Genomic DNA, 24505 nt, shown 5'->3' with positions numbered 1-24505 from the left:
GCTGGCGTTATTGAAATAATTACCTATATGGATGTATGGCGGATACACTACGATCTGCCATACTCTTTGTATTTTTGTAAGATTAATAGCTTAGGAGGAAACAGCTTTGACTTTGGAGAGAATACATCGATTTATTCAGCAATTATCGAATTACCAGATATTGGGGACCGTCCAGATCAAGGATTGGCGTGCACAGCGAGGCTTTTATAGTGAACCGGGAAAATATGAATTTGATTCAGAGGAAACTTTCCTTATTAATGAAGGGGATTGGTTAATCGATTTAGGCACGACAATGTTTTTGGAAAAAGAAGTATCGATACCACTACAGTGGCGGAATCGGCCATTTGGTCTCACTTTTCTTCCAGGCTTAAAAGGGGGCAGGACTCTCCATGAGGCATTGGTTTCAATAGATGGTATGCCCTATCATGGGATTGACCGGAATCGAAGCTATGTACCGTTTCCGGAGTATGTACGGGGAAAAGAAACAATCAACATTAAAATAGAGTTATTTAATTATGCAGGCCAAACGCTTGATGAATTAAATTATCAGAATGAACCAGCCGAATATGCCCCGCCTCCCCTTACCCTCTTGAAAGGGAGCCTCGAGTTGCCGAATACTGCTGTCCAAAGTCTATTGGCAACTGTAAAAGCTTACTTTGAGGCTGCGAAATTGCTGCCGGAAGGTGACATGGGACGTTACAAAATCATAGAGGCTTTGACTGAGGTTGAACATAAAATTCTGTTTGAAAAGTTTGAAGCCTTATCGAAAGAATCATGGGTGACAGAAGTCGAGGAAGATTTAAAGAAAACACTATCCACTTTGGCCAGCCATCAGGGCCAAATTTTAATGGTAGGTCAGTCTCATATTGATTTGGCATGGTTGTGGCCGGTGAAGGAAGCTGTTCGCAAATGCAGCCGAACATTTTCGACGATGAGTACTTTACTTGAAGAAAATCCGAACTTTACATATGCACAAAGCCAGCCGCAGGCCTATGAATTTGTGAAAGAGCATTACCCAGACATCTATAAAAGGGTGAAGAGGCATATCGCAGAAGGGCGCTGGGAAGTAGTGGGAGGCATGTGGGTAGAGCCTGATTTAAATATGCCATCCGGTGAATCATTAGTCCGTCAGCTGTTGTATGGAATGAAATTTTACAAAGAGGAATTTGGTGTACGGCCAAGAATTGAATGGCTTCCTGATACCTTTGGATATTGTGCCTCCTTGCCTCAATTGTTAAAGGGTGCAGGAATTGACTACTTTATGACTACCAAAATGAATTGGAATGATACAAATCCATTTCCATATGATTTATTTTACTGGGAAGGGATCGATGGAACCCGGATTCTTTCTTATCTAAATCATGGAGTAAATGAATATACTCATCCAAAGGAAGTCAAAGACCATTGGGAGAGTTTTAAGCAGAAGAATGTCTATCCAAAACAAATGCTTCTCTATGGACATGGAGATGGCGGCGGCGGTGTTACGCAAGAAATGATTGATTATATTGATCGTTCATCTTCTCTTCCTGGCCTTCCGGCTGTAGTGAACAGTACAGTACATGAATTCTTCGATGGTATAAATGAAGCCAACCCGCAGCTGCCTTCATGGGTCGGAGATATGTATTTAGAGCTTCACCGGGGAACGTACACGACACATGCCAGAAACAAGAAGTGGAATCGGCAGGCGGAAGTCCTGTACCGGGATGCTGAAATTTGGAGCAGTTTTGCTGCAAACTTCGCTAAAGCAACAGGCCAGCCTTCATCATTGGAAGAGGGCTGGAAACTACTTCTCCTTAACCAATTTCATGATATTATTCCGGGATCGTCTGTTCCGGAGGTATACGTAGATTCAGAATCTGATTACAAGGAGATTTTTGAATACGGAGAGAAGGTAAGACAGGACGCCTTACATGCTTTGGAAGCAGAAATTAACACTGAGGGCAACGGGGTTCCGATAATCCTTTTTAACAGTTTATCCTGGATGAGATCTGAAAGTGTTAAGATTGTCGGCGGATCTGAATTGGACGGAAAATGTGCGGTAAATAAGGATGGAGAGGAACTCCCAACAGATTTGATTCTAAGGGAGGACGGACAAATAGAATTATCCGTTCATGTTTCGGATATTCCGGAGATGGGCTACAAAACTATTTGGTTAAAGGATAGTGGGAAACAAGTCATTCACGCTCAACAGGATATGCCGCACGAATGGGATACTGAACATTACGTGGTTGAATGGAATGAAAAGGGTGAAATTTCCCGCCTTTATGATAAAGGTGCAAAGCGCGAAGTGTTGCAGGAAGGAGCTGCCGCCAATCAGTTCCAGCTTTTCCATGACCGTCCGCTTCTTTGGGATGCATGGGATATCGATCCGGAATTCGAAAATCAGCCGGCCGAAAGTGTTGTGCTGGTTGAACAAGGTATTCAAAGAGGGACCACGAAGGACGTCATTCGATTTAAGTGGCAGCTGTCTCAATCTACAATCGAACAGGATATGATTCTTTACCACCACAGCAAAAGGATCGATTTCCAAACCAAAGTCGATTGGCAGGAGAAGCACAAATTATTAAAAGTTGCTTTCCCTGTTGATGTGGTCAGCTACAAGGCTACATTTGAAATTCCATTTGGTTCAGTGGAAAGAGCGACACATTCGAATACTAGCTGGGAAAAAGCACAATTTGAAGTATGCGGTCACCGATTTGCCGACCTTTCTGAAGCCAATTATGGCGTCAGTCTATTGAATGATTGCAAGTATGGCTATGATGTGAAACAGAATGTTTTGCGTTTATCCTTGTTGCGTGCACCTAAATGGCCTGACCAGGGAGCAGACATAGGACCACATGAATTTACCTATTCTCTTTTCCCTCATGAAGGTGATTGGAGAAAAGCAGAAGTTGTAAATCAGGGCTATGAATTGAATCACCCTGTGAATGTTTTTGTGGCTTCTGCTCATCAGGGAAGTCTGGCAAATTCCCATTCCTTTATTGAGACTGAATCCAAACAGGTGATTCTTGATACAGTGAAGCAGTCAGAGGATCGCACGGGTCTTGTGTTAAGAATGTATGAATCTAGCGGCGGCAGAGAGAAGGTTCATTTGTCTTTGACTAGGCCGGTAACTTCTGCACATGAAGCCAACCTTTTGGAAGAGAAACAAGCGTGCGTTACAGTTCAAGGAAATAACCTATCCTCATCGCTAAAGCCATTTGAAGTAAAAACGATTTTAGTAACGTTATAGATAGAAGCAAGTAAGAATAACAGCCAATCAAAGTAAAAGTTAGGTGAAAAAATGGTACATTCCAATACTGCAAACGAAACAATCTCTGAAAGAGTAGACACATTACTGGCAAGCATGACCTTAAAGGAAAAAGTGGGCCAGGTGAACCAGAAGCTGTATGGCTGGGAAGTTTACAGGAAAACAGACACTGGGTATGAACTGACTAAAAAATTTAAAGAACATGTTCAATTTGGGGAGGGGATTGGAGTCTTGTACGGACTGTTCCGTTCTGATCCCTGGTCAGCCGTCAATTATGAAAATGGCATAACAGAAAATCAGAGCGCTGAAGTGGCCAATATGATTCAACAATATGTAAAGGAGCACACTAGATTAGGAATTCCTGTCCTTCTTTCAGAAGAAAGCTCTCACGGTCATCAAGGTTTAGACAGCATGATTACGCCAGTCAATTTGGGTGTCGGTGCGACATGGAATCCTGAATTGCACGAAGAACTGATGGCAGCTGTTGCCGAAGAAATCAGGGCAAAAGGTGCCCATTTGGCACTCGTTTCGACACTCGATATCCTGCGTGATCCAAGATGGGGAAGATCAGAGGAATGCTTCAGTGAAGATCCTTATCTCACCTCCAGATTAACGGAGGCTGTAATAAAAGGGATACAGGGGGAAGAAAGCGACAGTATTCCTGCGGGGAAAATGATTGCTGTTTTAAAACATTTTGCGGCTCAGGGAAACGGCTTAGGAGGAAAGAATGCTGCACCGGCTTCCATAGGCGAAAGGGAATTGAGGGAAATTCACCTGCCACCGATGGTCGCAGCCATCCAATCAGGTGCTCTTGCCTGTATGGCAGCCTACAATGAAATTGACGGAATTCCCTGCCATTCTAACGGCTATCTTCTCAATCATATATTACGGGAGGAATTCGGGTTTAAGGGAGCGGTTATGGCTGATGGCTGTGCACTTGACAATTTGGTCCAATTAACCCAAAGCCATGAAAAAGCGGCTGCATTAGCCCTTGAAAACGGGGTGGATATAAGCCTGTGGGATGATGTGTTTACGAAATTAGAAAAAGCTATCGAAACCGGCCTTGTCAGTGAAGAAAGGCTTAATGACGCCGTAAGAAGAGTTTTGACGCTCAAATTCAAAATGGGATTGTTTGAACAACCTTATGTGGAAGAAATAGAACCGCAAAATATGAAACAAAAAGAAAACATCAATCTTGAATCAGCCCGCCAGTCGATTGTTTTGTTAAAAAATGAAGGGATTCTGCCGCTCAAAAAGAATGTTGAAAAAATCGCGGTCATTGGCCCTAATGCAGATGCTATTTATAATCAGCTTGGCGATTATACGCCATTCCAACGGGAAGGCAGTGTCATCACTGTCCTGAAAGGGATTTCTTCATTAGCAAAAGAGGCAGAAGTGACATACGAAAGAGGCTGTGGCATTCGTTCTGCCAACTCGGAGGAAATGGAAAAGGCCGTTCGACTTGCTAGGAGTTCAGATGTTGCCATCGTTGTTTTAGGAGGTTCAAGTGCAAGGAATTTTGATGCTCAATTTGACCTAAACGGGGCCGTAGTCAATACAACAGGCGAGGAAGAAATGGATTGCGGCGAAAATGTAGATGTAGCCGATTTGGAATTAGGCGGCGAACAGCTCCAACTGCTGCAAAAGGTGATGGAAACGGGAACCCCGACAGTCGTGGTGCTGATACAAGGGAGACCACATGCGATACCATGGATTGCAGAACATGTCCCGGCTGTATTAAGTGCTTGGTATCCAGGACAAATGGGCGGTCAAGCTATAGCAGAGGTTTTATTTGGAGAAATCAACCCAAGTGGACGCCTGCCTGTTTCAATTCCAAGGTCCTCTATGCAGCTTCCTGTTTTCTATAATTACAAGGAGGGGGGATACAAAAAGGACTATTTCGATATGACTGGACAATCATTATATCCGTTTGGTTATGGACTTTCTTATACCGAATTTACCTATGAAAATCTTCGGGCTGCGCGAAAGACAATTTCTTCTGACCAACTGCTGGCAGGGGAAAAGTTCACGATCTCCGTAGAAGTGACCAATAACGGGAAGTATGATGGCTACGATGTGATTCAGCTCTATCTGAAAGGAAAGGGCTCGAGTATAACAAGAAGGGTAAAGGAATTAAAAGGTTTTAAGAAGGTATGGCTTTCCGTTGGTGAAACAAAGATAGTAGTTTTTGAGATGGGGATGGAAGAACTACAGGTTTTTAACAGTCAAAATAAATATCGGTTAGAGCCTGGAAGTTTTGAAATTGAAGTTGGAAATCCTGTCGACTTTTTATCAGACACCCTGAAAATACATTGATTTAGTGCTGGGATAATCGGGAAAAAATCAATTACTGAATTGCTAGACATTAAAAGTAAAAGGACTAACTTGTTGCGGGTTGGTCCTTTAATAAAATCGATAGGGATTAACAGAAGTAGAACTAAAGAACAATTTATAGCGGATGATTAAGAAATCAGGAAGATGGTATAAACTGCTGCCTGAAAATAATGGCTTCTAATTAAGTAATCGAGCAGGGCTTAAAACTAGTAAATCTATTCATACAGCAGAAAGGAAATGGAATGAAATGGAAAAATACCTTTTAGGAATTGATTTAGGAGGAACAAATTTAAGGGTCGCGGTCGTAACATACGAAGGTCGGCTGGTGGAAGAAATGAATGTAGAAACAGAGAGTGAAAAAGGTCCTTATTATGTCATCGATCAAATGATTCAGCTTTGTGAGAAAATCATGCGGGAACGAAACATTGAGGCCATAGGAATTGGTTCCCCTGGTCCTTTAGATGTAAAGCAAGGCTTAATCTTAAGTCCAAACAATCTGCCTGGGTGGGATAATATCCCATTAGTGGACATGCTAGAAAAGGCATTACATAAAAAAGTTGTCCTTGATAATGATGCAAATGCAGCCGCACTTGCTGAGGCGGTATTGGGTGCAGGAAAAGGGAAAGAGTCTGTTTTTTATCTGACTGTTAGTACCGGCGTCGGCGGTGGGTATGTCTTTCGCCATCAATTAATTCAAGGCGCGCATTTCTGTGCCGGTGAAGTGGGGAACATGATTATAGATCGCGACGGACCGCCGCATCATGCACTAAATATCGGCTCCTTGGAAACCTTGGCCAGTGGTACTGCCTTGAAGCAGCAGGGAAATCAACGATTAGGGACCAACGGGCATGCAGGAGAAGTATTTGCACTTGCAAATGAAGGGAACCCTGAGGCGATAGAGATTGTTGACCAAATGCTTACTTCATTAGCAAAAGGGATTTCGAATATTGTTCATACTATTGACCCGCACATTATTGTTTTGGGCGGCGGAGTTATGCAATCAAAGGAATATATCATGACTCCCCTGCTTGAAAAAGTAAATGATTATCTATATCCGCAGCTGCGGAATAAGGTGCAAATTGAATGTGCCTCGTTGGGGACAAAAGCAGGCATAATCGGAGCCGCATTGTTGACACAACAAGTATCGTTTTAATAAGGGGTGAGGTGGATGATGAAGGCTTATATGGTATTTGATATTGGCGGCACATATATTAAATATGCGGTTATGAATGATGAAGCAATGAAACTTGAAAGCGGGAAGATTCCTACTCCTAGGGCGGGACTAGAAGTATTTCTGCAGAATATTACCGACATTGTAATGCACTATAGAAGTTTATTTGATATCAAAGGGATTGCCTTAAGTTCTCCGGGTGCAGTAGACGTCTATCGAGGTTTTATCGGCGGGGCAAGTGCGATTCCCTATATCCACGGCGTATGCCTGACTGACTTGCTGAAGGAGAAAACAGGTCTTTTCGTATCAATTGAAAATGATGCAAACTGTGCGGCATTGGCAGAAGGATGGATTGGTCGGGCGAAAGAAACGGATTACTATATTTGTATTGTCATTGGGACAGGAATTGGAGGAAGCATTGTTATCAATCAAACGATTTTGCGTGGAGCAACGCTTCACGGTGGGGAGTTTGGCTACATGATTACGGGGAATCCAGTGCAGATGAATCCACTGCAATCGACCTGGAGCAAGGTTGCTTCTACACATGCGCTTGTAGAAGAAGTGGAAGTGAGAAAATCACTTGCTAAAGGAACATTAAATGGGGAAGATGTATTTCGTTTGGCTGAAGGGGGAGACCTCGTTGCGAAAGAATCCCTTGCCTATTTTTACAAAAAGCTGGCAGTAGGTATTTATAATTTGAAATATGCACTAGATCCGAAAAAAATTCTGATCGGCGGGGGAATTAGCAAGCGGCCGGAAGTGATTGAAGGGATCAATCAGGAGCTGCGGCATTTGAAGGATGAAATCTCTACGCTCGATATTACGGTTGAAGCCTGTCAATTTGATAACGATGCTAACTTAATTGGCGCATTATTTCATTTCTTGAGAGTGCCTCTCTCTAATAGAAATCTAATATCATAGCTCAATACTAAATAAAAAGGCTGAAAAATGTAAATAAAGGTTTCTAACAGCCTTTATTCGACTAATAAATTCTAAAAATTTGATAATATCAAAAAATTATTGACTATCTCATTTTTAAAATGTTACAATTGAATTACCGATAACATTATTAATGATGTTGATAAGATGATGTATACAAATAAAAGGCGCCATTACGGTTGTTAAACGGGTGATACTTGTCCATGCTATTTTATTCATTTTTCGGGGGGTGAAGCCATTGAATGGCTTAGGGAAGGTTTTGTATAGAGTAGGCGATTTGCTTGCGAAAGCCATGTATCTCCATTGTTTATGGGTCGTATTTACCCTTGCTGGGTTGGTAATATTCGGTGTGATGCCAGCAACAACATCTGTGTTTTCAGTTATTCGAAAATGGCATATGAAGGAGAATGATGTCCCGATTTTTCGTACATTTGTAGACTCCTATAAGTCATATTTTATAGAAACAAATCTATTAGGTCTCGTTTATTTCTTACTAGGTCTATTTCTTTATTTCGACCTTCGTATAGTAAATACCGAATTACATATGGATATTATTCGTATCTTCGTATTGATCGCAGGTTTTCTCTACATACTTATGGGGCTATTTTTACTTCCCGTTTATGTTCATTTCAACCTGTCGAAACTAAACTATTTTAAACAAAGCTTTTTAATCGTTTTCGCCCGTCCTCTTGAAACGTTTTTAATGTTGGTAAGTTTAGTAGTTTCATATTATCTTTTCCTCTATCTCCCGGTTGTGTTTGTCTTTGCCGGTACAACCATTGTTTCCTTTCCATTGATGTGGATTGGAATGCGGTCGTTTAATAAAATTCAAGTAAAACAAACAGCATACTTAACACCCAGTACGAACATGAAAAAAATAGTTGGTTTTAAAATTTAATTGAATATTCGCATTTATGTTTGTTATCGGTAACAAAATATATAAAAAATAATATAAAAAGGGAGTGTTAGTCATTGAATGTTACTGGGGCAGTTGAGAATAAATCAACCATTTCTGAAGTAAAGCATAAAACTAAGAAAAAGCCTTTGACAAAAATTAAAAAAAGCTGGCAACTATATGTCCTTTTTATCCTGCCACTGATGTATATCTTAGTTTTCCATTACTACCCTATGTATGGCGCTTCTATCGCGTTTAAAAACTTTGACCCTGTATTAGGGATTGGAGGAAGTCCTTGGGTAGGTTTTGAACATTTTAAAAAGTTCTTTGAATCATACGACTTTGTAAGGGTATTAAAAAATACGCTAGGCCTAAGTCTTTATAGTTTAATAGCAGGTTTTCCTCTTCCTATTTTATTAGCTTTAAGTCTTAACTATGTATACTCAAAAAGATTTAAGAAGGCAGCACAGTTAATCACATATGCTCCTCACTTTATATCGGTTGTCGTTATGGTTGGGATTATTTTTATGATTTTAGACCCCCGCGGTCCAATAAATAATCTTCTTACCTTCTTTGGGGTTAAAGAGGGAATTAACTTTATGGGTGAGGCGGATTATTTTAAATCGATTTTTGTTTTTAGTGGCATCTGGCAAAATGTTGGTTTCGGCTGCATTATTTATTTGGCCGCATTGACAAGCGTCAGCCCTGAACTTCATGAAGCTGCCATAGTAGACGGTGCTTCGAAGATCCGCAGAATCTGGCATGTCGATATTCCGGGTATCATGCAGACCGCTGTATTGGTCCTCATTCTTAATATGGGAAGCTTCTTGGATACCGGGTTTGAAAAAGTTTTATTAATGCAAAATCCATTAAATCTTTCATCATCTCAAGTAATTGACACCTATGTGTATAATGTCGGTCTTGTCTCTGCACTTCCGCAGTATTCGTATGCAGCTGCTATAGGAATTTTTAAATCATTAGTAGCATTTATTCTTATTATTGCCTCCAACAAGTTGGCGAAAAAGGTTGGACAGGATGGGCTATGGTAAACCAATTAAAAGAGGAGGATTCTTATGAACACAAAGATTGGTGAGTCAAGGGGTGACCGCATTTTCACTGTTTGCAATTACATTTTCCTATCACTCCTCGTCCTTTCAGTTTTGTATCCGCTTATTTATGTACTTAGTGCATCCTTAAGTTCGACAAACGCTGTTGCAAGCGGGCGGGTCTGGTTATTTCCTGTAGAGTTCAGTTTGTTAGGATATAAGACAATCTTTGAATATAGCAAAATTTGGGTCGGATATGGAAATTCATTGTTTTATATGATTGTGGGAACAACAGTGAATGTTATTTTAACCATTTTAGCTGCATATCCGCTTTCACGGAGAGACTTTTATGGGCGCGGAATTTTCATGTTCCTGTTTGTGTTCACTATGATGTTTAATGGTGGATTGATTCCAAACTATCTTCTAGTACAAGATTTGGGTTTATTAAATTCCCGCTGGGCTCTTATTATTCCAAATGCTTTATCGGTGTTTAATGTCATTATTACGATGAGTTTCTTTAAATCAACCATTCCAAATGAATTGCTTGAATCGGCTCAACTTGATGGGTGCAATGATTTTAAATTTCTATTTAAAATTGTGTTACCGCTTTCAGCTCCTATCATTGCGGTTATTTCTCTCTTTTATGCCGTTGGGCATTGGAATTCCTATTTCGGTGCATTAATTTATTTGCGCGATGCCAGTTTATTCCCGCTGCAGCTCATATTAAGGGACATTCTTGTTCAAAACAGCGTAGACCCTTCGATGATGGGTGATGCAACACAATTGGCAAATAAAATTGGGCTTCAACAGCTGCTAAAATATTCACTTATTGTTGTCTCTTCCCTTCCGGTTTTAATTGCCTATCCTTTTGTCCAAAGGTTCTTTGTAAAGGGTGTTATGATTGGATCTTTAAAAGGATAACCAGGTAAGTAATCTTTTTCATTTCCACTGGGAGGGGGTGATAGCACTTATTGACCCTGTAAATTTCTTCTTTTAACGGTATGGAATTAAATTGCTTTAAAAAGCTATTATGTTTTTTCAATGAAACTTATTAAGGGGGATGAACCATGAAAAGAAAGTTTAATACGCTTCTGTCTTTAGTAATAGCCATGTTACTGCTATTGGTTGGCTGTTCCAATAATGCCTCCACAACCCAAAAGAAAGACAAAGAATACAAAGATATTGTCACGGAAGCAGGAACATTTCCAATTGTAAAGGAAAAACAGACCTTAACTGTCCTGACCAAATCTAACACTGGGGTAAAGGATTTTGCCACCAATGAGTTTACGAAATGGTACGAAGAGAAAACTGGAGTACATATCAAGTGGGAAGTTCTTCCTGAGGAGGGTGCTGCGGAAAAGTTAAATCTTATGCTGGCTAGCGGTGAATATCCAGATGTCATTATGGATATGACTCTTACACCAGCGCAATTACGCGTGTATGGGGAAAAAGGTGTCTTTCTTAGGTTAAATGATTTGATTGACAAGTATGGTGTTCAAACGAAGAAAATGTTCCAAGAAATGCCTTTAGTTGAAGATGCAGTAACAACCCCGGAGGGCGATATTTTTGCCCTGCCGCAGGTAAATGAATGTTTTCACTGTACGACGTCTCAAAAAATGTGGATATATAAGCCATGGTTGGACAAGCTTGGACTTGATGTACCAACTACCACAGAGGAATTTTACGATGTCATGATGGCATTCAAAACACAGGATCCAAATGGCAATGGAAAAGCGGATGAGATCCCGTTTTCAGGTATGAAGAATTATTGGCATGAAGAGGTTGACGGCTTTCTTATGAACCCGTTTAGTTATAGTGATAAATATATTGAAGATGGAAAATTTGTTGTACCATGGGATAAGCCTGAATGGAGAGAAGGCTTAACATTTTTAAATAAGATGTACAATGATGGTTTAATTTATTCAGGCTCATTTACACAAGATCCTGAACAATTTAAAAAATTGGGTGAAAACCCAGACATCCCAATTTTAGGTGCTGCAGCATCCTCGGTTCCTTCATTTTTTACAGATGTTTCAGACAAGGGAAGAGCGAAGGATTTTGTTGCCGTTCCGCCTTTAAAAGGCCCAGATGGTCAACAAATAACACTTTACGAACCATCACCGGTTACCCGTCCTGCTGAGTTTATCATTACGAATAAAGCAAAACATCCGGATGTTGCCTTTAGATGGGCAGAAGCAATGTATGAAAACGAAGTCACGATTAATTCCGTTTTTGGAATGGGTCAGTTCCTTGATGCGGAAGAGGGTCAACTTGGTTTGGATGGAAAACCAGCCGTATGGACATTAGAGGAGCTGGATCCAAACAATGTTAACAATAATATAGGTTGGAATCAAACCGGTCCATCTCTAAGAACAAATGCATTCCGTGCTGGTCAAGCAGTACCTCCGGGGGATCAGGAACAGCTTTTATGGAAGGCCACAGAAGAACATGTACCATACATCTCAACGACCATCGAGCCGGTTCCAAAATTATTCTTTAGTGAGGAAGATTCAAACAAATTAGCTACACTTGAACAATCAATCGAGGATTACGTTGATGAAATGACAGCTGCGTTTATTACTGGAAAAACAAAACTTGATGATAAATCTTGGAAAGAGTATGTCAAGAATTTAGAGAATGCCGGTCTTAAAGATTACATTCAAGTCTATCAAAAAGCTTACGATGAAAAATACAAAAAATAATTTACTAGTTTAATTGTTCTCTAGCGAAAAGGGGAAGAGTAGTTCTTCTCTTTTTCGTTTCTCATTCTACTATTAATGGAGATGATTTTATGGCTAATGAGGTTAAAGAAAAGGAAATTACGGAAGGTGTTCATAACTACAGCTCTGAAAAGGAATGGGTTAAACCGGAAGATCCGCTTCTATTGGAGAGGTTAGAGTGGTTTAAGGACCAGAAGCTTGCGCTAATGATGCATTGGGGACCTTATTCTCAGCTGGGGCTAGTAGAATCATGGGCATTAAGTGATAAGGATGCAGAATGGTCACGGACCGATATTGACTGGATCTCCGATGGTGAGGAATTCAAACGGCAATACTTCAATCTAAACAAAACCTTTAATCCGCTTCGATTTCAGCCTGAAGAATGGGCAGATTTGGCTTCAGAAAATGGCTTCAAATATTTAATTTTTACGACGAAACACCATGATGGCTTTAGTATGTGGGATACAAAAGAGACGGACTATCGAATTACAGGACCGGATTGTCCTTTCCATACCCATAAATATGCGGATATATGCAAGCATGTTTTCGATGCCTTTCGCAATAAAGGGTTAGGGATTGCTTCCTACTTCTCTAAAGCCGACTGGAATACGGAATATTATTGGGCAAAAGGAATGGAAAGGGGCAGGGATATGTGGCGCGGTCCATCCTATGATCCTGCAGAATATCCATGGCTATGGGATCAGTTTGTAAACTTTACCCATAATCAAATTATGGAGCTGATGTCCAATTACGGAAAGATTGATATTTTGTGGTTGGATGCCGGTTGGGTCGGGAAAGGAAAACAGGACATCCGCCTTGGGGAAGTAGTGGAAAAAGCTCGCAAATTACAGCCGTGGCTGCTGACAGCAGACAGAACAATTGGCGGACCGTTTGAAAATTATGTTACACCTGAACAGACCATCCCTAAACGGGCACTGCATGTACCTTGGGAAAGCTGTATCACGATGGGAACTGCTTTTTCATTTAGATATGAAGATGACTATAAGTCTACACGTGAACTTGTAAATATTTTGGTTGAAGTTGTATCAAAAGGCGGAAATCTTGCTCTTAATGTGGCGCCACAGCCTGATGGTCGCTTGCCTAGAAGGGCCATCGAGAGAATGAAGGAACTGGGTGAGTGGTTAAAGGTTTATGGTGAAGCCATTTACGGTACACGTATTTGTGCCCCTTACTTTACAGAAGATTTTGCTTTTACATGCAAAGGAGACACTACCTATTGTTTCCGTCTATTTAAAAATGAAGCTGATTATTCATTTGAAGAATCTTTGACGATCCCATATACCCAAAAGGTTAATCAAGTGGAAATGCTCGGTGGAAAAGGTTTCGTCGAATTTGAACAGACGGATGCCGGATTAACAGTTAAGGTTCCAAGATTGGGAGAGGAAGAAAAGGCTCCAATTGCCTATGTCTTTAAATTGACTTAACTAAAAAGGGTCTGACCCCATGTCAGACCTTTTCTTTTTTTATTTTTTCAAAGAAGAACTTCGAATGATGATTTCTGGTGGCAGGATGACCTTTTGCTTTTCCGCCGGGCCATTGCCTTCAATTCGTTCAATTAATAACTGAATTCCCATATACCCGAAATTGTATGCCGGCTGTGCAGCAATCGTTAGAAACGGATTGAAATCCGGAATCGGGTCCGGATCATCGAAACAAACAACCGCTATGTCTTCAGGTACCCGGACATTTAATTGACGAAGGCTTTTAATCGTGTTAATCGCAATAAAGTTGTTCGCTGCAAAAATTGCTGTCGGCCTTTTGGACTCAGGCAGGGAGATAAGATTTTTAACAAATTTATAGGAATCATTCTGCATATAGGAAATATTGGCGGCAAGCTTTTTGTCTGCTTCGATGCCGGCTAAACGCAATATTTCAAAATACGCTTTTTCCCTTTCACGTGCTGTTGAAACATTCGTTGGACCATTGATGAGCGCAATTTTTGAATGGCCTTGCCCAATTAAATGTTCTAACAGCTGCCGCGTCCCCTGGTAACTGTCACCCATGACTAAGTCACAGTCAATTCCCTTTACATGCCGGTCGATTAATACGAACGGGATTCTATTTTTAATCAGGGTTTTAAGATTTTTTTGTGATTCATCCCCGGATGGTGCCATGAGTACGCCGTCAACGCCTGACGAAATAAGCATATCAACATATTCAGATTCCTTTTCGAAGCTTTCATCACTATTGCTTAAAAGTAAACGATACCCCATTTGCTTTGCTTTATCCTCAGCGCCGCGGGCAACTTTTGTATAAAAAGGGTTGGTTATATCCGTTATTACCAATGACAATATTTTTGATTGTTTAAGCGTTAAGCTCCTGGCAGCATTATTAGGGATATAATTTAGCTCCTCAATAATCTTTTCAACTTTCTCTCTTGTTTTTTCACTAATTTTCCCTGAATTATTCACTACTCTTGAAACGGTCATAGGAGAGACATTTGCTTTTTTTGCTATGTCGTAAATAGTGGCCATATCATTTCTCCTTCTAAAAATATTCACTACTATAAATATATGGCATTCCTTGATTGACAGCAACCCCCTTCCGTGATATTTTTATGTTATGGGTAACATTTATAATTTTCTAACAACAAAATGACAGAGTCTAAGGGAAATGACCAAATTATCCGTTACCGATTACACTCAACTACCCACTCCCAAGGCAAAATTGGGCGTGGCTGCTGAAAGGGATTATAGCTATGAGAATTGATTCCCACCAACATTTTTGGAAGTTAGCACAAGATGATTATGATTGGTTGACTCCTGATTTTTCGATATTATATCAGGATTATTTACCAGAGGATTTGTCCCAACATTTACAGCCATTTCGCATTGATAAGACCATTCTTGTTCAGGCGGCCCCTACCATAGCAGAAACGGATTTTTTACTGGAATTGTATGAACAGAATGAGTTTATAGCCGGTGTGGTTGGCTGGCTGGACATGGAATCTCCAAGTTTTGCAAGCGAATACAGGAGGCTTAGAAGTCATAAGGGATTCGTTGGGATCAGGCCGATGTTACAGGATTTAGAGGATGACAAATGGATCCTTAGAAAAAGTGTCTTAAAGAATATCGAACTGCTTGTTGAAGATGACTTTCCCATCGATTTATTAATTTATCCGCACCATCTTCCTACCATCATTCAGCTATTAGAAATTTTTCCAAGCTTACGGGCTGTTATTAATCATTTGGGAAAGCCAAGGATAGCCGAGCAAATCATCAAGCCGTGGAAGGAGCAAATCACAGAAATTGCCAGTTGCAAAAATGTCATGTGCAAGCTGTCGGGAATGGTGACAGAAGCGGGTCAAGAAGTCCAGACAGCGGAAATTGAGCCTTATGTCCATCATGTCATCAATGTCTTCGGGCCCCATTCCGTGATGTTTGGGAGTGATTGGCCTGTATGTCTCTTAAAAGCAAGCTATCAGGATGTAGTTGAACTATTGCTTTCCACCTTGCCGGACCATTTAACGGAAAGCGATAAGGCAGCAATTTTTGGAGAAAATGCCAGTGGGTTTTATAAACTAAATTTATAAATTGGAGGAGGAGTGACATGCGATTACATAATAAAACAGCCATCATTACCGGGAGCGGAAGTGGAATTGGAAAAGCTGCTGCTGAGGTTTTTGCATCTGAAGGAGCAAAAATTGCGGTGGTTGATATTAATAAGGAAAAACTTAATGAGACTGTTCAAGAATTACAGCAACAGGGCTGTGAAGCAATCGGGATATGCTGTGATCTTTCTAATGAAGACCAAGTAAAAGATTTGATCACTTCTGTGATTCAAAGATTTGGTGGAATTGATATTTTATTCAACAATGCCGGGACCATATTACCGAAGAAGATTGAAGAAATTCAGGAGCATGAATGGAATAGGCTTTTTGACGTGAATGTAAAAAGTATGTTTCTTACCATTAAATATGGATTAGAACATTTAAAGGCGAGCAAAGGCAGCATCGTAAATATGGGTTCCATGACAGGGGTTGTCGGTCAGCAATATAATCCGGCCTATTCCGCAACCAAGGGTGCTGTTATTGCCTTAACGAAAGCACTGGCGATTGACCTTGCGCCGCTTGGAATTAGAGTTAATTCGATTAGTCCTGCGGGTGTCAAAACACCTTTGCTTTCGGATTGGCTGCAAAAGCAGGAAAATCCGGAGCAGGCAAGTCTGGCCCAGGATCGTTCCCATTTATTAGGGAGAACAGCAACCTCAAATGAAATTGCCAATGTTGCGTTGTTTCTGGCAAGTAGCGATTCCTCCTTTGTAACCGGTGAAAATATTGTCGTGGATGGCGGCGCCACCATTGGGTATGCTGCTGGACCTAAGCCAGAATGGGATCGCGTGGTAGTTTAATAGAATGATAGGAAGAGGGGTAAATCATGGCGGCTTATGACTTCAATTCTGAAATGTCGAGTATTGTTTTGAATAGAAAAGACAATGTAGCAACACTGCTCCGTGATGTGAAAGCAGGCGAAAATATTTCCTACACATTTGAGGGGAAACCACAGACATTAGTGGTAAAAAGTGATATTCACTTTGGACATAAAGTGGCATTATACCCGATTCCAAAAGGGGAGCGAATCCTAAAGTACGGGGAATCAATTGGCGCTGCCACGGAGTTTATTGATCGTGGTGAACATGTGCATGTTCATAATATCGAAGGCATTCGCGGCCGAGGGGATGCGCATATACAAAAAGAGGTGAACAATTCATGACCATCATAAAGGGGTATAAAAGACCAGACTCTAGTGTAGGGATTCGAAATCATGTGCTGCTAATGCCAACTGTTATTTGTTCTAATCAAGTAGTGAACCGAATTCAACAGCAGGTGGCTGGTACCGTTGCGATTCCCCACCAGCATGGCTGCAGCCAGGTGGGAAAAGACAAGGAAAGAACACATCAAGTATTAGTTGGCATGGGGAAAAACCCCAATGTCGGTGCCGTATTAATCATCAGTCTTGGCTGCGAGGTAATGAATGCCGAACAAATCCGCGATGAAATCATGGAAACAGGCAAACCGGTGATCTGGCTTGATATCCAAGATGAAGGCGGGACGATTAAGACGATCCAAAAAGGAATCGAAGCGGCCAAGGAATTGGTTAAACAAGTCCAGGATGTACCAAGAGTCGATATTGACCTGTCTGAATTGATTGTCGGGGTGAAATGCGGCGGGTCGGATGCAACATCGGGCTTATGCAGTAACCCGGCATTGGGAAAGGCGTCTGACTTACTTGTTGCAGAAAATGGCACGATTGTGATGGGAGAAACTACAGAAATCATCGGTGCAGAACATATTTTAGCGGAAAAAGCGGTATCGGCCGAAGTGCATAATAAACTTTACGACTGTATTAGAAATTTTGAAATGGAAATTGACCGTATGGGAGTAGACATGCGCGGCGGGAATCCAAGTCCAGGCAATATTGAAGGTGGATTGTCGACCATTGAAGAGAAATCCTTAGGTTGTATTAGTAAAGCAGGCTCTTCATCACTAAAAGGTGTTGTCGAGTATGCAGAACCGATAACAGGAAAAGGCTTTTATTTCATGGACTCTCCCGGAAATGATATTGAATGTGTTTCTGGCATGGCTGCTGCAGGAGTACATCTCGTATGTTTTACGACAGGAGTTGGAACTCCAACTGGAAATCCAATTATTCCTGTTATCAAGATTACTGGAAACGAACGAACAGCGAAACGCATGGAGGACAATATTGATATTGATACTAGTGCGGTCTTGCAAGGGAAAGAAACGCTCGAACAAGCAGGAAAGAAGATTTTTGATGAAATTGTCAGTGTTGCTTCTGGCAACCTAACGAAGGCAGAAGTTTTAGGTCATCAAGAATTTAGCATCAATAGAATCGGAATAAGTTTATAAGAAAATACAGGTTGCAGATTCTTTTTTATGAAAGGAATAAAGTGAATGAGATTAAAGGATAAAGTAGCGTTAATTACTGGTGCAGGGTCAGGAATCGGAAAGTGCACGGCCATTCAATTTGCCAAAGAAGGAGCAATGGTTGTTATTAATGATTTAAATTCGGAAAAGGGAAATGAGACTGTTCAGGAAATCGTTCAATCAGGTGGAGATGCGATTTTTATTCAGGCTGATGTAACAGACCCGGAATCTGTCCACAGCATGATTGAACAAATCATTGAGAAATTTTCACGAATTGACGTTCTCTTTAATAATGCAGGGATCAGCGGGGTAGGCCGTTTGCATGAAATTGAACCCGAGATGTGGGATAAGGTTATCAATGTGAACATTAAAGGGGTTTATCTGCCAAGCAAGTATACGATTCCGCACATGATGGAGCAAAGAAGCGGTTCGATTATTAATATGTCATCCTGTATTGCCGAAATCGGGCTTTTAAACAGGGCATCCTATGCGGCCACGAAAGGTGCTGTACTTTCCCTGACAAAATCGATGCAGGTTGATTATGCGCCGTACAATATCCGTGTAAATGCCTTGCTTCCAGGAACGATTTTGACACCATTTGTAGAAAACTATTTAAAAACCTCCTATGATGATCCGGAGGAAGCTATCAAGACCATTAAAACCAGACAATTAAGCGGTGATCTTGGCCGGCCGGAAGATGTGGCACAGGCAGCCTTGTTCTTAGCATCCGATGAGTCGAAATTTATGATGGGTTCGCCTCTTTATATTGACGGCGGGGTCGTATTTGGGAAAAATGCTTGATTTTATTATTGAAATGGGGGAAGTACATTGAAATTCTTAACTCTTGAAAAAGAAGGACGAAAAACATTAGGGGTCAAAACCGAAGCGGGTATTATTGATGTTGAAGCGGCTTTGAACGGCGGGAATGATGAAAACATTCCCACAACCATTACAGAGGTTATTGAGTATGGGGAGGAAGCAGTTGAAAAAGTTAGGGGTTTTATTAACCAGCTGGATACAACGGACAATCCTCCTTATTTAGTGGATGAGAAAAATTGTACATATGGGCCTTGTGTCGTTCAGCCGAATAAAATCATCTGTGTCGGCTTAAATTACCGCAAGCATGCAGATGAAACGAATGCACCGTATCCACAAGTACCGATTCTCTTTAATAAATTTAATAATACCTTAACGGGCCATAAGCAAGATATTGCGGTTCCGATCGTGACCGAGAAACTTGATTATGAAGTAGAATTAGGGGTTGTGATTGGCAAAAAGGCAAAATATGTTTCAAAAGCGGAAGCCCTCGATTATGTGTTTGGCTATTGTACGGTAAATGATTTATCGGCACGGGATCTTCAGTTAAAAACACCTCAATGGCTGTTAGGGAAAACATGTGATGATTTCAGTCCTGTCGGCCCCTATCTTGTAACGGCAGATGAGGTAGGGGATCCGCAAAAATTAAATTTAAAGACCATTGTCAATGGCGAAGTACGGCAAAATTCAAATACAGAGGATATGATTTTTTCCGTTGCGGAAATTGTCAGCTATATCTCCCAGCATATGACATTGGTTCCCGGCGACCTTATTTTAACAGGGACCCCAGAAGGTGTTGTTTTAGGAAGGCCTGAGTCTGAGCAGGTTTATCTTCAGGCGGGTGACGTTGTAACCGTAGAAATTGAAAAATTAGGAGCCTTAACCAATTCCTTTGTAAAAGAACAGGTTTAATTAAATAGGTTCATTTTTTCGAAAAATGAGACTGATAGTATCGGACACTTGATATCATTACGAGAAAGCTTTCCTGAAAGGAGAACGAATCTTGGTAACTAAAACAGTCATTTTTTATGATGAAACATTTCCGTTTGAGGGACAAAGGCCTCCTATCGAAATGATTCAAAAACTTAAAGAGCAGGCCACTGTTGTAAAAGCGGGAGATTTAGAGCATGTTTTACAGAATCATTTAGATGTGGAATGTTTCATTCATTTGCATGGTTCCTTTTTTCCAAAAAAAGCCTGGGGTGCGATTATCTCATTTTTACAAAAAGGGAAGGGGTTTGTCTGTGTCGGAGCTGCACCGTTCCGTAAGCCCTGTAATCGGGTAAATGGGTCTTGGACCCCTGAACGCGAGCAAACCGCCTACCATATGGAGCTCAATATCCATGAGGTACTAAAGGTGGATCAAAAGCCGATTGAAAAATTAACTACATATCTGGATATTCCTGTTTTTGAAGGATATGAGGAGCTGTTTTCCGTCCAGGATACAGCCAATTTTATTATGCATCCGACCAAAACGTCCTCGATTGTGGCGGAAATGGGTTCAAGTGGACCGATGGATGCGAGGATTTTCCCGTTATTAAGGGGGATTTCCAAAAGCGGGCGCGAAGTGGCGGCCCCTGCAGTTTTAATTGAAAACTATGGAGGTTCATTTACCGGTGGCAGATGGGTGTTTATTAATCAACTTTTAACAGAAGGTTTTTGGAGCGAAAAAGGGAGCCTATTTTTAAATAAGCTCGCAGATTTTACCTCTTCCGGGGTAACTGAGTTTTGGTTGAAGACAAATTATGCTTCGTATTACGACCATGAGGTGCCAATGATTTCCTTGCAGGCACAGTCCTTATTAAAGGAAAACTCGGAATGGGGCATAGAGCTTATTTTAAAAAAGAATGGAACCATCCTAGAGGTACAAAGCTCGAACGTATCTGTAACAGATGAACTCGTCATTCACCATTTCACCTTACATACTAGTGATTATCAGCCGGGACTATATGAACTGATGTGCCGGTTATTTAGCCAAACGGGGGAAGAAAGAATCCTGCGTCAGGGTTTCTGGTTTATGGACCGGGAATTGCTTGAAAGTGGCGAACCGCTTAAGTGCGGCAGAGACTATTTTTTAAAAAACAATCAGCCGTTTCCGATTGTCGGCATGACCTATATGACTTCCGATGTAGCCCGGTATTTTCTGTTCCTGCCAAATCCAAGTGTATGGAATAAGGATTTTTCCTCGATGGCAGCTGCGGGCATTAATTATGTTCGGACAGGAATATGGACCGCCTGGCGGCAGATGATGTTTGTCGACGGGCATATGAGTGAAAGCGTTTTAAGGGCGATTGATGCCTTTATCTTAACAGCGAAGCAGCATGATATCGAGTTAACGTTTAACTTTTTCTCTTTTACACCTGAGGAATGGGATGGGAAAAATCCGTATCTTGACCCCCGAAGCGTCTCGGCACAAAAGAGATTCATTTCCTCGGTTGTTTCGCGCCATAAGACAACGAAGAATATTCATTGGGACCTGATCAATGAACCGTCCTTGTTTCATCCTCAACAAACGTTTGCCGGGCCGAGAACAATCCAAGACACATTTGATGTTCGTGAGTACCAGGAGTGGCTGCAAAACCGGCATGTTGATATCGCACATGTCCAGGAACGCTGGAATATGACACCGTCTGAATTGCCGTCGTTTTCAAGTGTAAGGCCTCCGCTAGTGAGCCAAAATACTCCATTTGGGAATAAAGGCTTGAAATGGCTAGATTACACTTTATATACGATGGAAAAGCATAATCAGTGGGTGCAAGAGCTTAAATCGACCATTAAAAAACTGGCGGGTGACCAGCTGGTAACGGTTGGGCAGGATGAAGCATTAGCAGGACAGCGTCCATCGCCGTTATTTTACGGCAAGGCGGTTGATTATACGACAAATCACTCGTGGTGGATGATGGATCAGCTGCTTTGGGACGGGATATTTGCCAAAACGTTTGATAAACCAAATTTGATTCAAGAGACCGGAATCATGTATGTCGAAAAGCCCAACAATCATGCGAAACGTTCCGAGGAAGAGCTCCGCAATATTCTCGAACGCAAGTATGCCTATGCGTTTGCAGCAGGTAATGCTGGTGCGGTTCAGTGGATTTGGAATACAAATTATTTCATGAACAACATTAATGAATCCAATATTGGAGCATTACGGGCAGACGGTACCGAGAAGCCGGAGACCAATGTTTCTTATGACTTTGGCCGCTTCATGAAGGCAATTGGGCATTTGTTCCAAGGGAGAAAACTTGAGGAGATTGCCGTCGTTTTCCCGTATTCGAATGATTTTTCAAATAGAAGATTTGCGTTTGATTCGACTGCTAAGTTAACTAGAGTCCTAGCTTATGAGCTGAATCAGCCATTCCGTGGATTTAGCGAGTACGATCTCTCCGGATTAGCAGTTGAGCCGCCAAAGCTTGTCATGGTCCCAAGTCCGCATAATTTTAGCTCGGGAGCCTTGGAGGAATTACTCTCTTTTGTAAAACATAACGAGGTTACCTTGTTGTTTACTGGACCACTTAGCATCGATGAGTACTGGAATGAAACAAACCGGGTGGAAGAGATTGCAGGTTCTTCGAAGTGTGTAAATGTTTTGCGGGAGGAAATGCTACAGATTGCCGGGGCTGCGGTTCCTGTTTCCTTCGGCGGTACAAGGATTGCTGAGTTAGTGAAGGAAATCGCTGCAGAAGAAAAAGGAATTGTTTCAGTGAAGGAATTCGATTACGGAAAGGGAAGAATCATATGGTCGCCGCTTCCGATTGAGTTGAATGAACAGAATGCATCTATTTATGAGTTATACAAGTATGCACTCGGCCGTGCCGAAGTTTCCAATCATTTAATTTGGCATGAAGGCGACTTCCCGGGTATCTATGGACGTAAAGTAGAGTTTGACCATGGTAAACTCTTAATCTTTGTTTCCGAATTTGGAGCTGATGCAAATATTAAGGTTTCCGACCCTGCGACAGGGCAAACATATGAATTTCGATTGGAATCAGAACGCAGTGTGCTATTTGCCACAGATAAGACGGGAGAAATCCTGGGGATATACCGTGAGAATGAAGTGAATATTGACCTAAAAGAGGGAGTGAAGAAATGAAGACAAGAGAAGAGCGTGTGCAGTGGTTTATGGAGGACCGCTTCGGCTTATTTATCCATTGGGGACTTTATTCCATCCCTGCTAGAGGAGAATGGGTACGAAGTTTCGAACGTTTAAGTATTGAAGACTATCAGCCGTTTTTTGAGGAATTCAATCCAACCAGTTATAACCCGCGGGAATGGGCGAAAGCAGCTAAGGCTGCAGGACAGAAATACGTTGTCCTTACAGCGAAACACCATGACGGTTTCTGCTTGTTTGATAGTAAGCTGACCGGCTACAAAGCAACCAATACACCGGCGGGGCGAGACCTCATTAAGGAATACGTTGAGGCTTTTCGCGAGGAAGGATTAAAGGTCGGACTCTACTATTCCATCATTGATTGGTATCATCCGGATTTTCCTAAATACGGGGATCGCCAACATCCAATGCGGGACAATGAGGAATATAAGGATGAAGTGACCGATTTTTCACGTTATGTGAATTATTTTCACGGGCAAGTTAAGGAGCTCTTAACAAATTACGGAAAGATTGATATTCTCTGGTTTGATTTTTCCTATGACGACATGACCGGGGAGAAATGGGAAGCAACGAAACTGGTTGAAATGATTCGTTCCATCCAGCCTGATGTCCTGATTGATAATCGCCTTGGCGGCAATATTAAGCTCGCAGAGCCGGAAGTTTATGCCGGTGATTTTTACTCACCTGAACAGATTATTCCGGTCGGAGGCATAATGAATGGAAACGGGGAGCCGATTCCATGGGAGGCGTGTATTACTTTAAATGATCATTGGGGCTATCATTCGAAGGATTTAAACTATAAATCTCCGAAACAGGTCATTCGAACGCTAGTGGAATGTGTCAGCAAGGGGGGGAATTTGCTGCTCAATGTGGGTCCAAATGCGAAGGGAGTCATTCCGGAGCAGTCCTTGGCTATTTTGGACGAAGTCGGGGAGTGGCTTGAGAAAAACGGTGACAGCATCTATGGTTGTACGGCGGCATCCTTGGCGAAGCCCGAGTGGGGACGTTATACGCAAAAAGGACGCTTTTTATATGCGCATGTGTTTGACCGCGGCATTGGGCCAATTTACTTCCAAGGCTTAAAAGGCCAAATAAAAAAAGCACGTCTGCTTGCAGACGGCAGCGAATTGAAGGTAGAAGTTCCGTGGATGGCTGAGCAGTATTCTGATATTGAGAGCGGCGCATTTATCTATTTAGCAGGAGCAGCGCTGCCGGATGAAATGGACACGGTGATTGAATTGGAACTAATTGATTAACAATTGGGCTGGTTTACTAATCGAAGTGTGAAATCTTAAAAAATATGAGAAAAAAAGGAGTG

General features: G+C 41.6%; 18 protein-coding genes. 17 read left to right on the top strand and 1 reads right to left on the bottom strand.

The genetic code is table 11. The annotated features are described in order from the left end of the window. Nucleotides 1-112: 112 nt before the first annotated feature. The 9 genes from ACIQAA_RS08080 (at nt 113) to ACIQAA_RS08040 (ending at nt 13800) form a co-directional block, all read left to right on the top strand. The gene (locus ACIQAA_RS08080) at nt 113-3232 is read left to right on the top strand and encodes an alpha-mannosidase (RefSeq protein WP_402617881.1); all 3120 of its coding nucleotides are present in this window, start codon (nt 113-115) and stop codon (nt 3230-3232) included. A gap of 51 nt (nt 3233-3283) precedes the next feature. After that, nucleotides 3284-5566, top strand: coding sequence for a glycoside hydrolase family 3 N-terminal domain-containing protein (locus ACIQAA_RS08075; protein WP_402617450.1), 2283 nt, complete (start codon nt 3284-3286; stop codon nt 5564-5566). A gap of 265 nt (nt 5567-5831) precedes the next feature. Next, a complete protein-coding gene (locus tag ACIQAA_RS08070) occupies nt 5832-6737 on the top strand; it encodes an ROK family protein (protein ID WP_402617447.1) in 906 nt (301 codons plus the stop codon). 15 nt (nt 6738-6752) lie between these two features. Continuing rightward, on the top strand, nt 6753-7676 hold the full coding sequence (locus ACIQAA_RS08065; RefSeq protein ID WP_402617444.1) for an ROK family protein: 924 nt from the start codon (nt 6753-6755) through the stop codon (nt 7674-7676). Nucleotides 7677-7932: 256 nt separating this feature from the next. Continuing rightward, on the top strand, nt 7933-8592 hold the full coding sequence (locus ACIQAA_RS08060) for a YesL family protein (RefSeq protein ID WP_402617442.1): 660 nt from the start codon (nt 7933-7935) through the stop codon (nt 8590-8592). Nucleotides 8593-8666: 74 nt separating this feature from the next. Beyond that, the gene (locus tag ACIQAA_RS08055; RefSeq protein WP_402617440.1) at nt 8667-9638 is read left to right on the top strand and encodes an ABC transporter permease; all 972 of its coding nucleotides are present in this window, start codon (nt 8667-8669) and stop codon (nt 9636-9638) included. Between the two features lie 24 nt (nt 9639-9662). Then, on the top strand, nt 9663-10556 hold the full coding sequence (locus ACIQAA_RS08050) for a carbohydrate ABC transporter permease (RefSeq protein ID WP_307305013.1): 894 nt from the start codon (nt 9663-9665) through the stop codon (nt 10554-10556). 146 nt (nt 10557-10702) lie between these two features. Continuing rightward, nucleotides 10703-12337, top strand: coding sequence for an extracellular solute-binding protein (locus ACIQAA_RS08045; protein ID WP_402617437.1), 1635 nt, complete (start codon nt 10703-10705; stop codon nt 12335-12337). A gap of 89 nt (nt 12338-12426) precedes the next feature. After that, nucleotides 12427-13800: an alpha-L-fucosidase gene (locus tag ACIQAA_RS08040; protein ID WP_402617434.1), complete on the top strand. Its 1374-nt coding sequence runs from the start codon at nt 12427-12429 to the stop codon at nt 13798-13800. Nucleotides 13801-13839: 39 nt separating this feature from the next. Here the strand turns inward: ACIQAA_RS08040 and ACIQAA_RS08035 are convergent, their stop codons facing one another. Next, entirely contained in the window at nt 13840-14850 is a 1011-nt protein-coding gene (locus ACIQAA_RS08035) for a LacI family DNA-binding transcriptional regulator (RefSeq protein WP_045517110.1), read from the bottom strand. Between the two features lie 224 nt (nt 14851-15074). Between ACIQAA_RS08035 and ACIQAA_RS08030 the strand changes: the two genes are divergently transcribed. The 8 genes from ACIQAA_RS08030 (at nt 15075) to ACIQAA_RS07995 (ending at nt 24443) form a co-directional block, all read left to right on the top strand. Further along, entirely contained in the window at nt 15075-15908 is an 834-nt protein-coding gene (locus ACIQAA_RS08030) for an amidohydrolase family protein (protein ID WP_402617431.1), read from the top strand. A 17-nt stretch (nt 15909-15925) separates the two neighbouring features. After that, entirely contained in the window at nt 15926-16726 is an 801-nt protein-coding gene (locus ACIQAA_RS08025) for an SDR family NAD(P)-dependent oxidoreductase (protein ID WP_402617429.1), read from the top strand. 26 nt (nt 16727-16752) lie between these two features. Beyond that, the gene (locus tag ACIQAA_RS08020; RefSeq protein ID WP_402617426.1) at nt 16753-17088 is read left to right on the top strand and encodes a UxaA family hydrolase; all 336 of its coding nucleotides are present in this window, start codon (nt 16753-16755) and stop codon (nt 17086-17088) included. Continuing rightward, the gene (locus tag ACIQAA_RS08015) at nt 17085-18245 is read left to right on the top strand and encodes a UxaA family hydrolase (RefSeq protein ID WP_402617423.1); all 1161 of its coding nucleotides are present in this window, start codon (nt 17085-17087) and stop codon (nt 18243-18245) included. Before ACIQAA_RS08020 ends, ACIQAA_RS08015 begins: the two co-directional genes overlap by 4 nt. Nucleotides 18246-18290: 45 nt before the next feature. After that, nucleotides 18291-19064, top strand: a complete 774-nt coding sequence (locus ACIQAA_RS08010) for an SDR family NAD(P)-dependent oxidoreductase (protein WP_402617421.1) — start codon at nt 18291-18293, stop codon at nt 19062-19064. A gap of 27 nt (nt 19065-19091) precedes the next feature. Then, a complete protein-coding gene (locus ACIQAA_RS08005; protein ID WP_402617418.1) occupies nt 19092-19991 on the top strand; it encodes a fumarylacetoacetate hydrolase family protein in 900 nt (299 codons plus the stop codon). A gap of 91 nt (nt 19992-20082) precedes the next feature. Then, the gene (locus ACIQAA_RS08000) at nt 20083-23169 is read left to right on the top strand and encodes a beta-galactosidase (RefSeq protein WP_402617414.1); all 3087 of its coding nucleotides are present in this window, start codon (nt 20083-20085) and stop codon (nt 23167-23169) included. Then, a complete protein-coding gene (locus tag ACIQAA_RS07995; protein WP_402617411.1) occupies nt 23166-24443 on the top strand; it encodes an alpha-L-fucosidase in 1278 nt (425 codons plus the stop codon). The genes ACIQAA_RS08000 and ACIQAA_RS07995 overlap by 4 nt, the downstream gene beginning before the upstream one ends. Nucleotides 24444-24505: the final 62 nt, after the last annotated feature.

Source organism: Neobacillus sp. NPDC093182 (assembly GCF_044754045.1).
The sequence above is the reverse complement of the archived record's forward strand: the minus strand, read 5'-3'. Positions and strand labels throughout refer to the sequence as shown.

What these genes read in the sequence shown, in the direction of transcription:
- ACIQAA_RS08030 (WP_402617431.1), top strand. Translation starts at nt 15,075, where the DNA reads ATGAGAATTGATTCCCACCAACATTTTTGGAAGTTAGCACAAGATGAT.
- ACIQAA_RS07995 (WP_402617411.1), top strand. Translation starts at nt 23,166, where the DNA reads ATGAAGACAAGAGAAGAGCGTGTGCAGTGGTTTATGGAGGACCGCTTC.
- ACIQAA_RS08015 (WP_402617423.1), top strand. Translation starts at nt 17,085, where the DNA reads ATGACCATCATAAAGGGGTATAAAAGACCAGACTCTAGTGTAGGGATT.
- ACIQAA_RS08035 (WP_045517110.1), bottom strand. Translation starts at nt 14,850, where the DNA reads ATGGCCACTATTTACGACATAGCAAAAAAAGCAAATGTCTCTCCTATG.
- ACIQAA_RS08050 (WP_307305013.1), top strand. Translation starts at nt 9,663, where the DNA reads ATGAACACAAAGATTGGTGAGTCAAGGGGTGACCGCATTTTCACTGTT.
- ACIQAA_RS08045 (WP_402617437.1), top strand. Translation starts at nt 10,703, where the DNA reads ATGAAAAGAAAGTTTAATACGCTTCTGTCTTTAGTAATAGCCATGTTA.
- ACIQAA_RS08025 (WP_402617429.1), top strand. Translation starts at nt 15,926, where the DNA reads ATGCGATTACATAATAAAACAGCCATCATTACCGGGAGCGGAAGTGGA.
- ACIQAA_RS08070 (WP_402617447.1), top strand. Translation starts at nt 5,832, where the DNA reads ATGGAAAAATACCTTTTAGGAATTGATTTAGGAGGAACAAATTTAAGG.
- ACIQAA_RS08040 (WP_402617434.1), top strand. Translation starts at nt 12,427, where the DNA reads ATGGCTAATGAGGTTAAAGAAAAGGAAATTACGGAAGGTGTTCATAAC.
- ACIQAA_RS08020 (WP_402617426.1), top strand. Translation starts at nt 16,753, where the DNA reads ATGGCGGCTTATGACTTCAATTCTGAAATGTCGAGTATTGTTTTGAAT.
- ACIQAA_RS08010 (WP_402617421.1), top strand. Translation starts at nt 18,291, where the DNA reads ATGAGATTAAAGGATAAAGTAGCGTTAATTACTGGTGCAGGGTCAGGA.
- ACIQAA_RS08075 (WP_402617450.1), top strand. Translation starts at nt 3,284, where the DNA reads ATGGTACATTCCAATACTGCAAACGAAACAATCTCTGAAAGAGTAGAC.
- ACIQAA_RS08065 (WP_402617444.1), top strand. Translation starts at nt 6,753, where the DNA reads ATGATGAAGGCTTATATGGTATTTGATATTGGCGGCACATATATTAAA.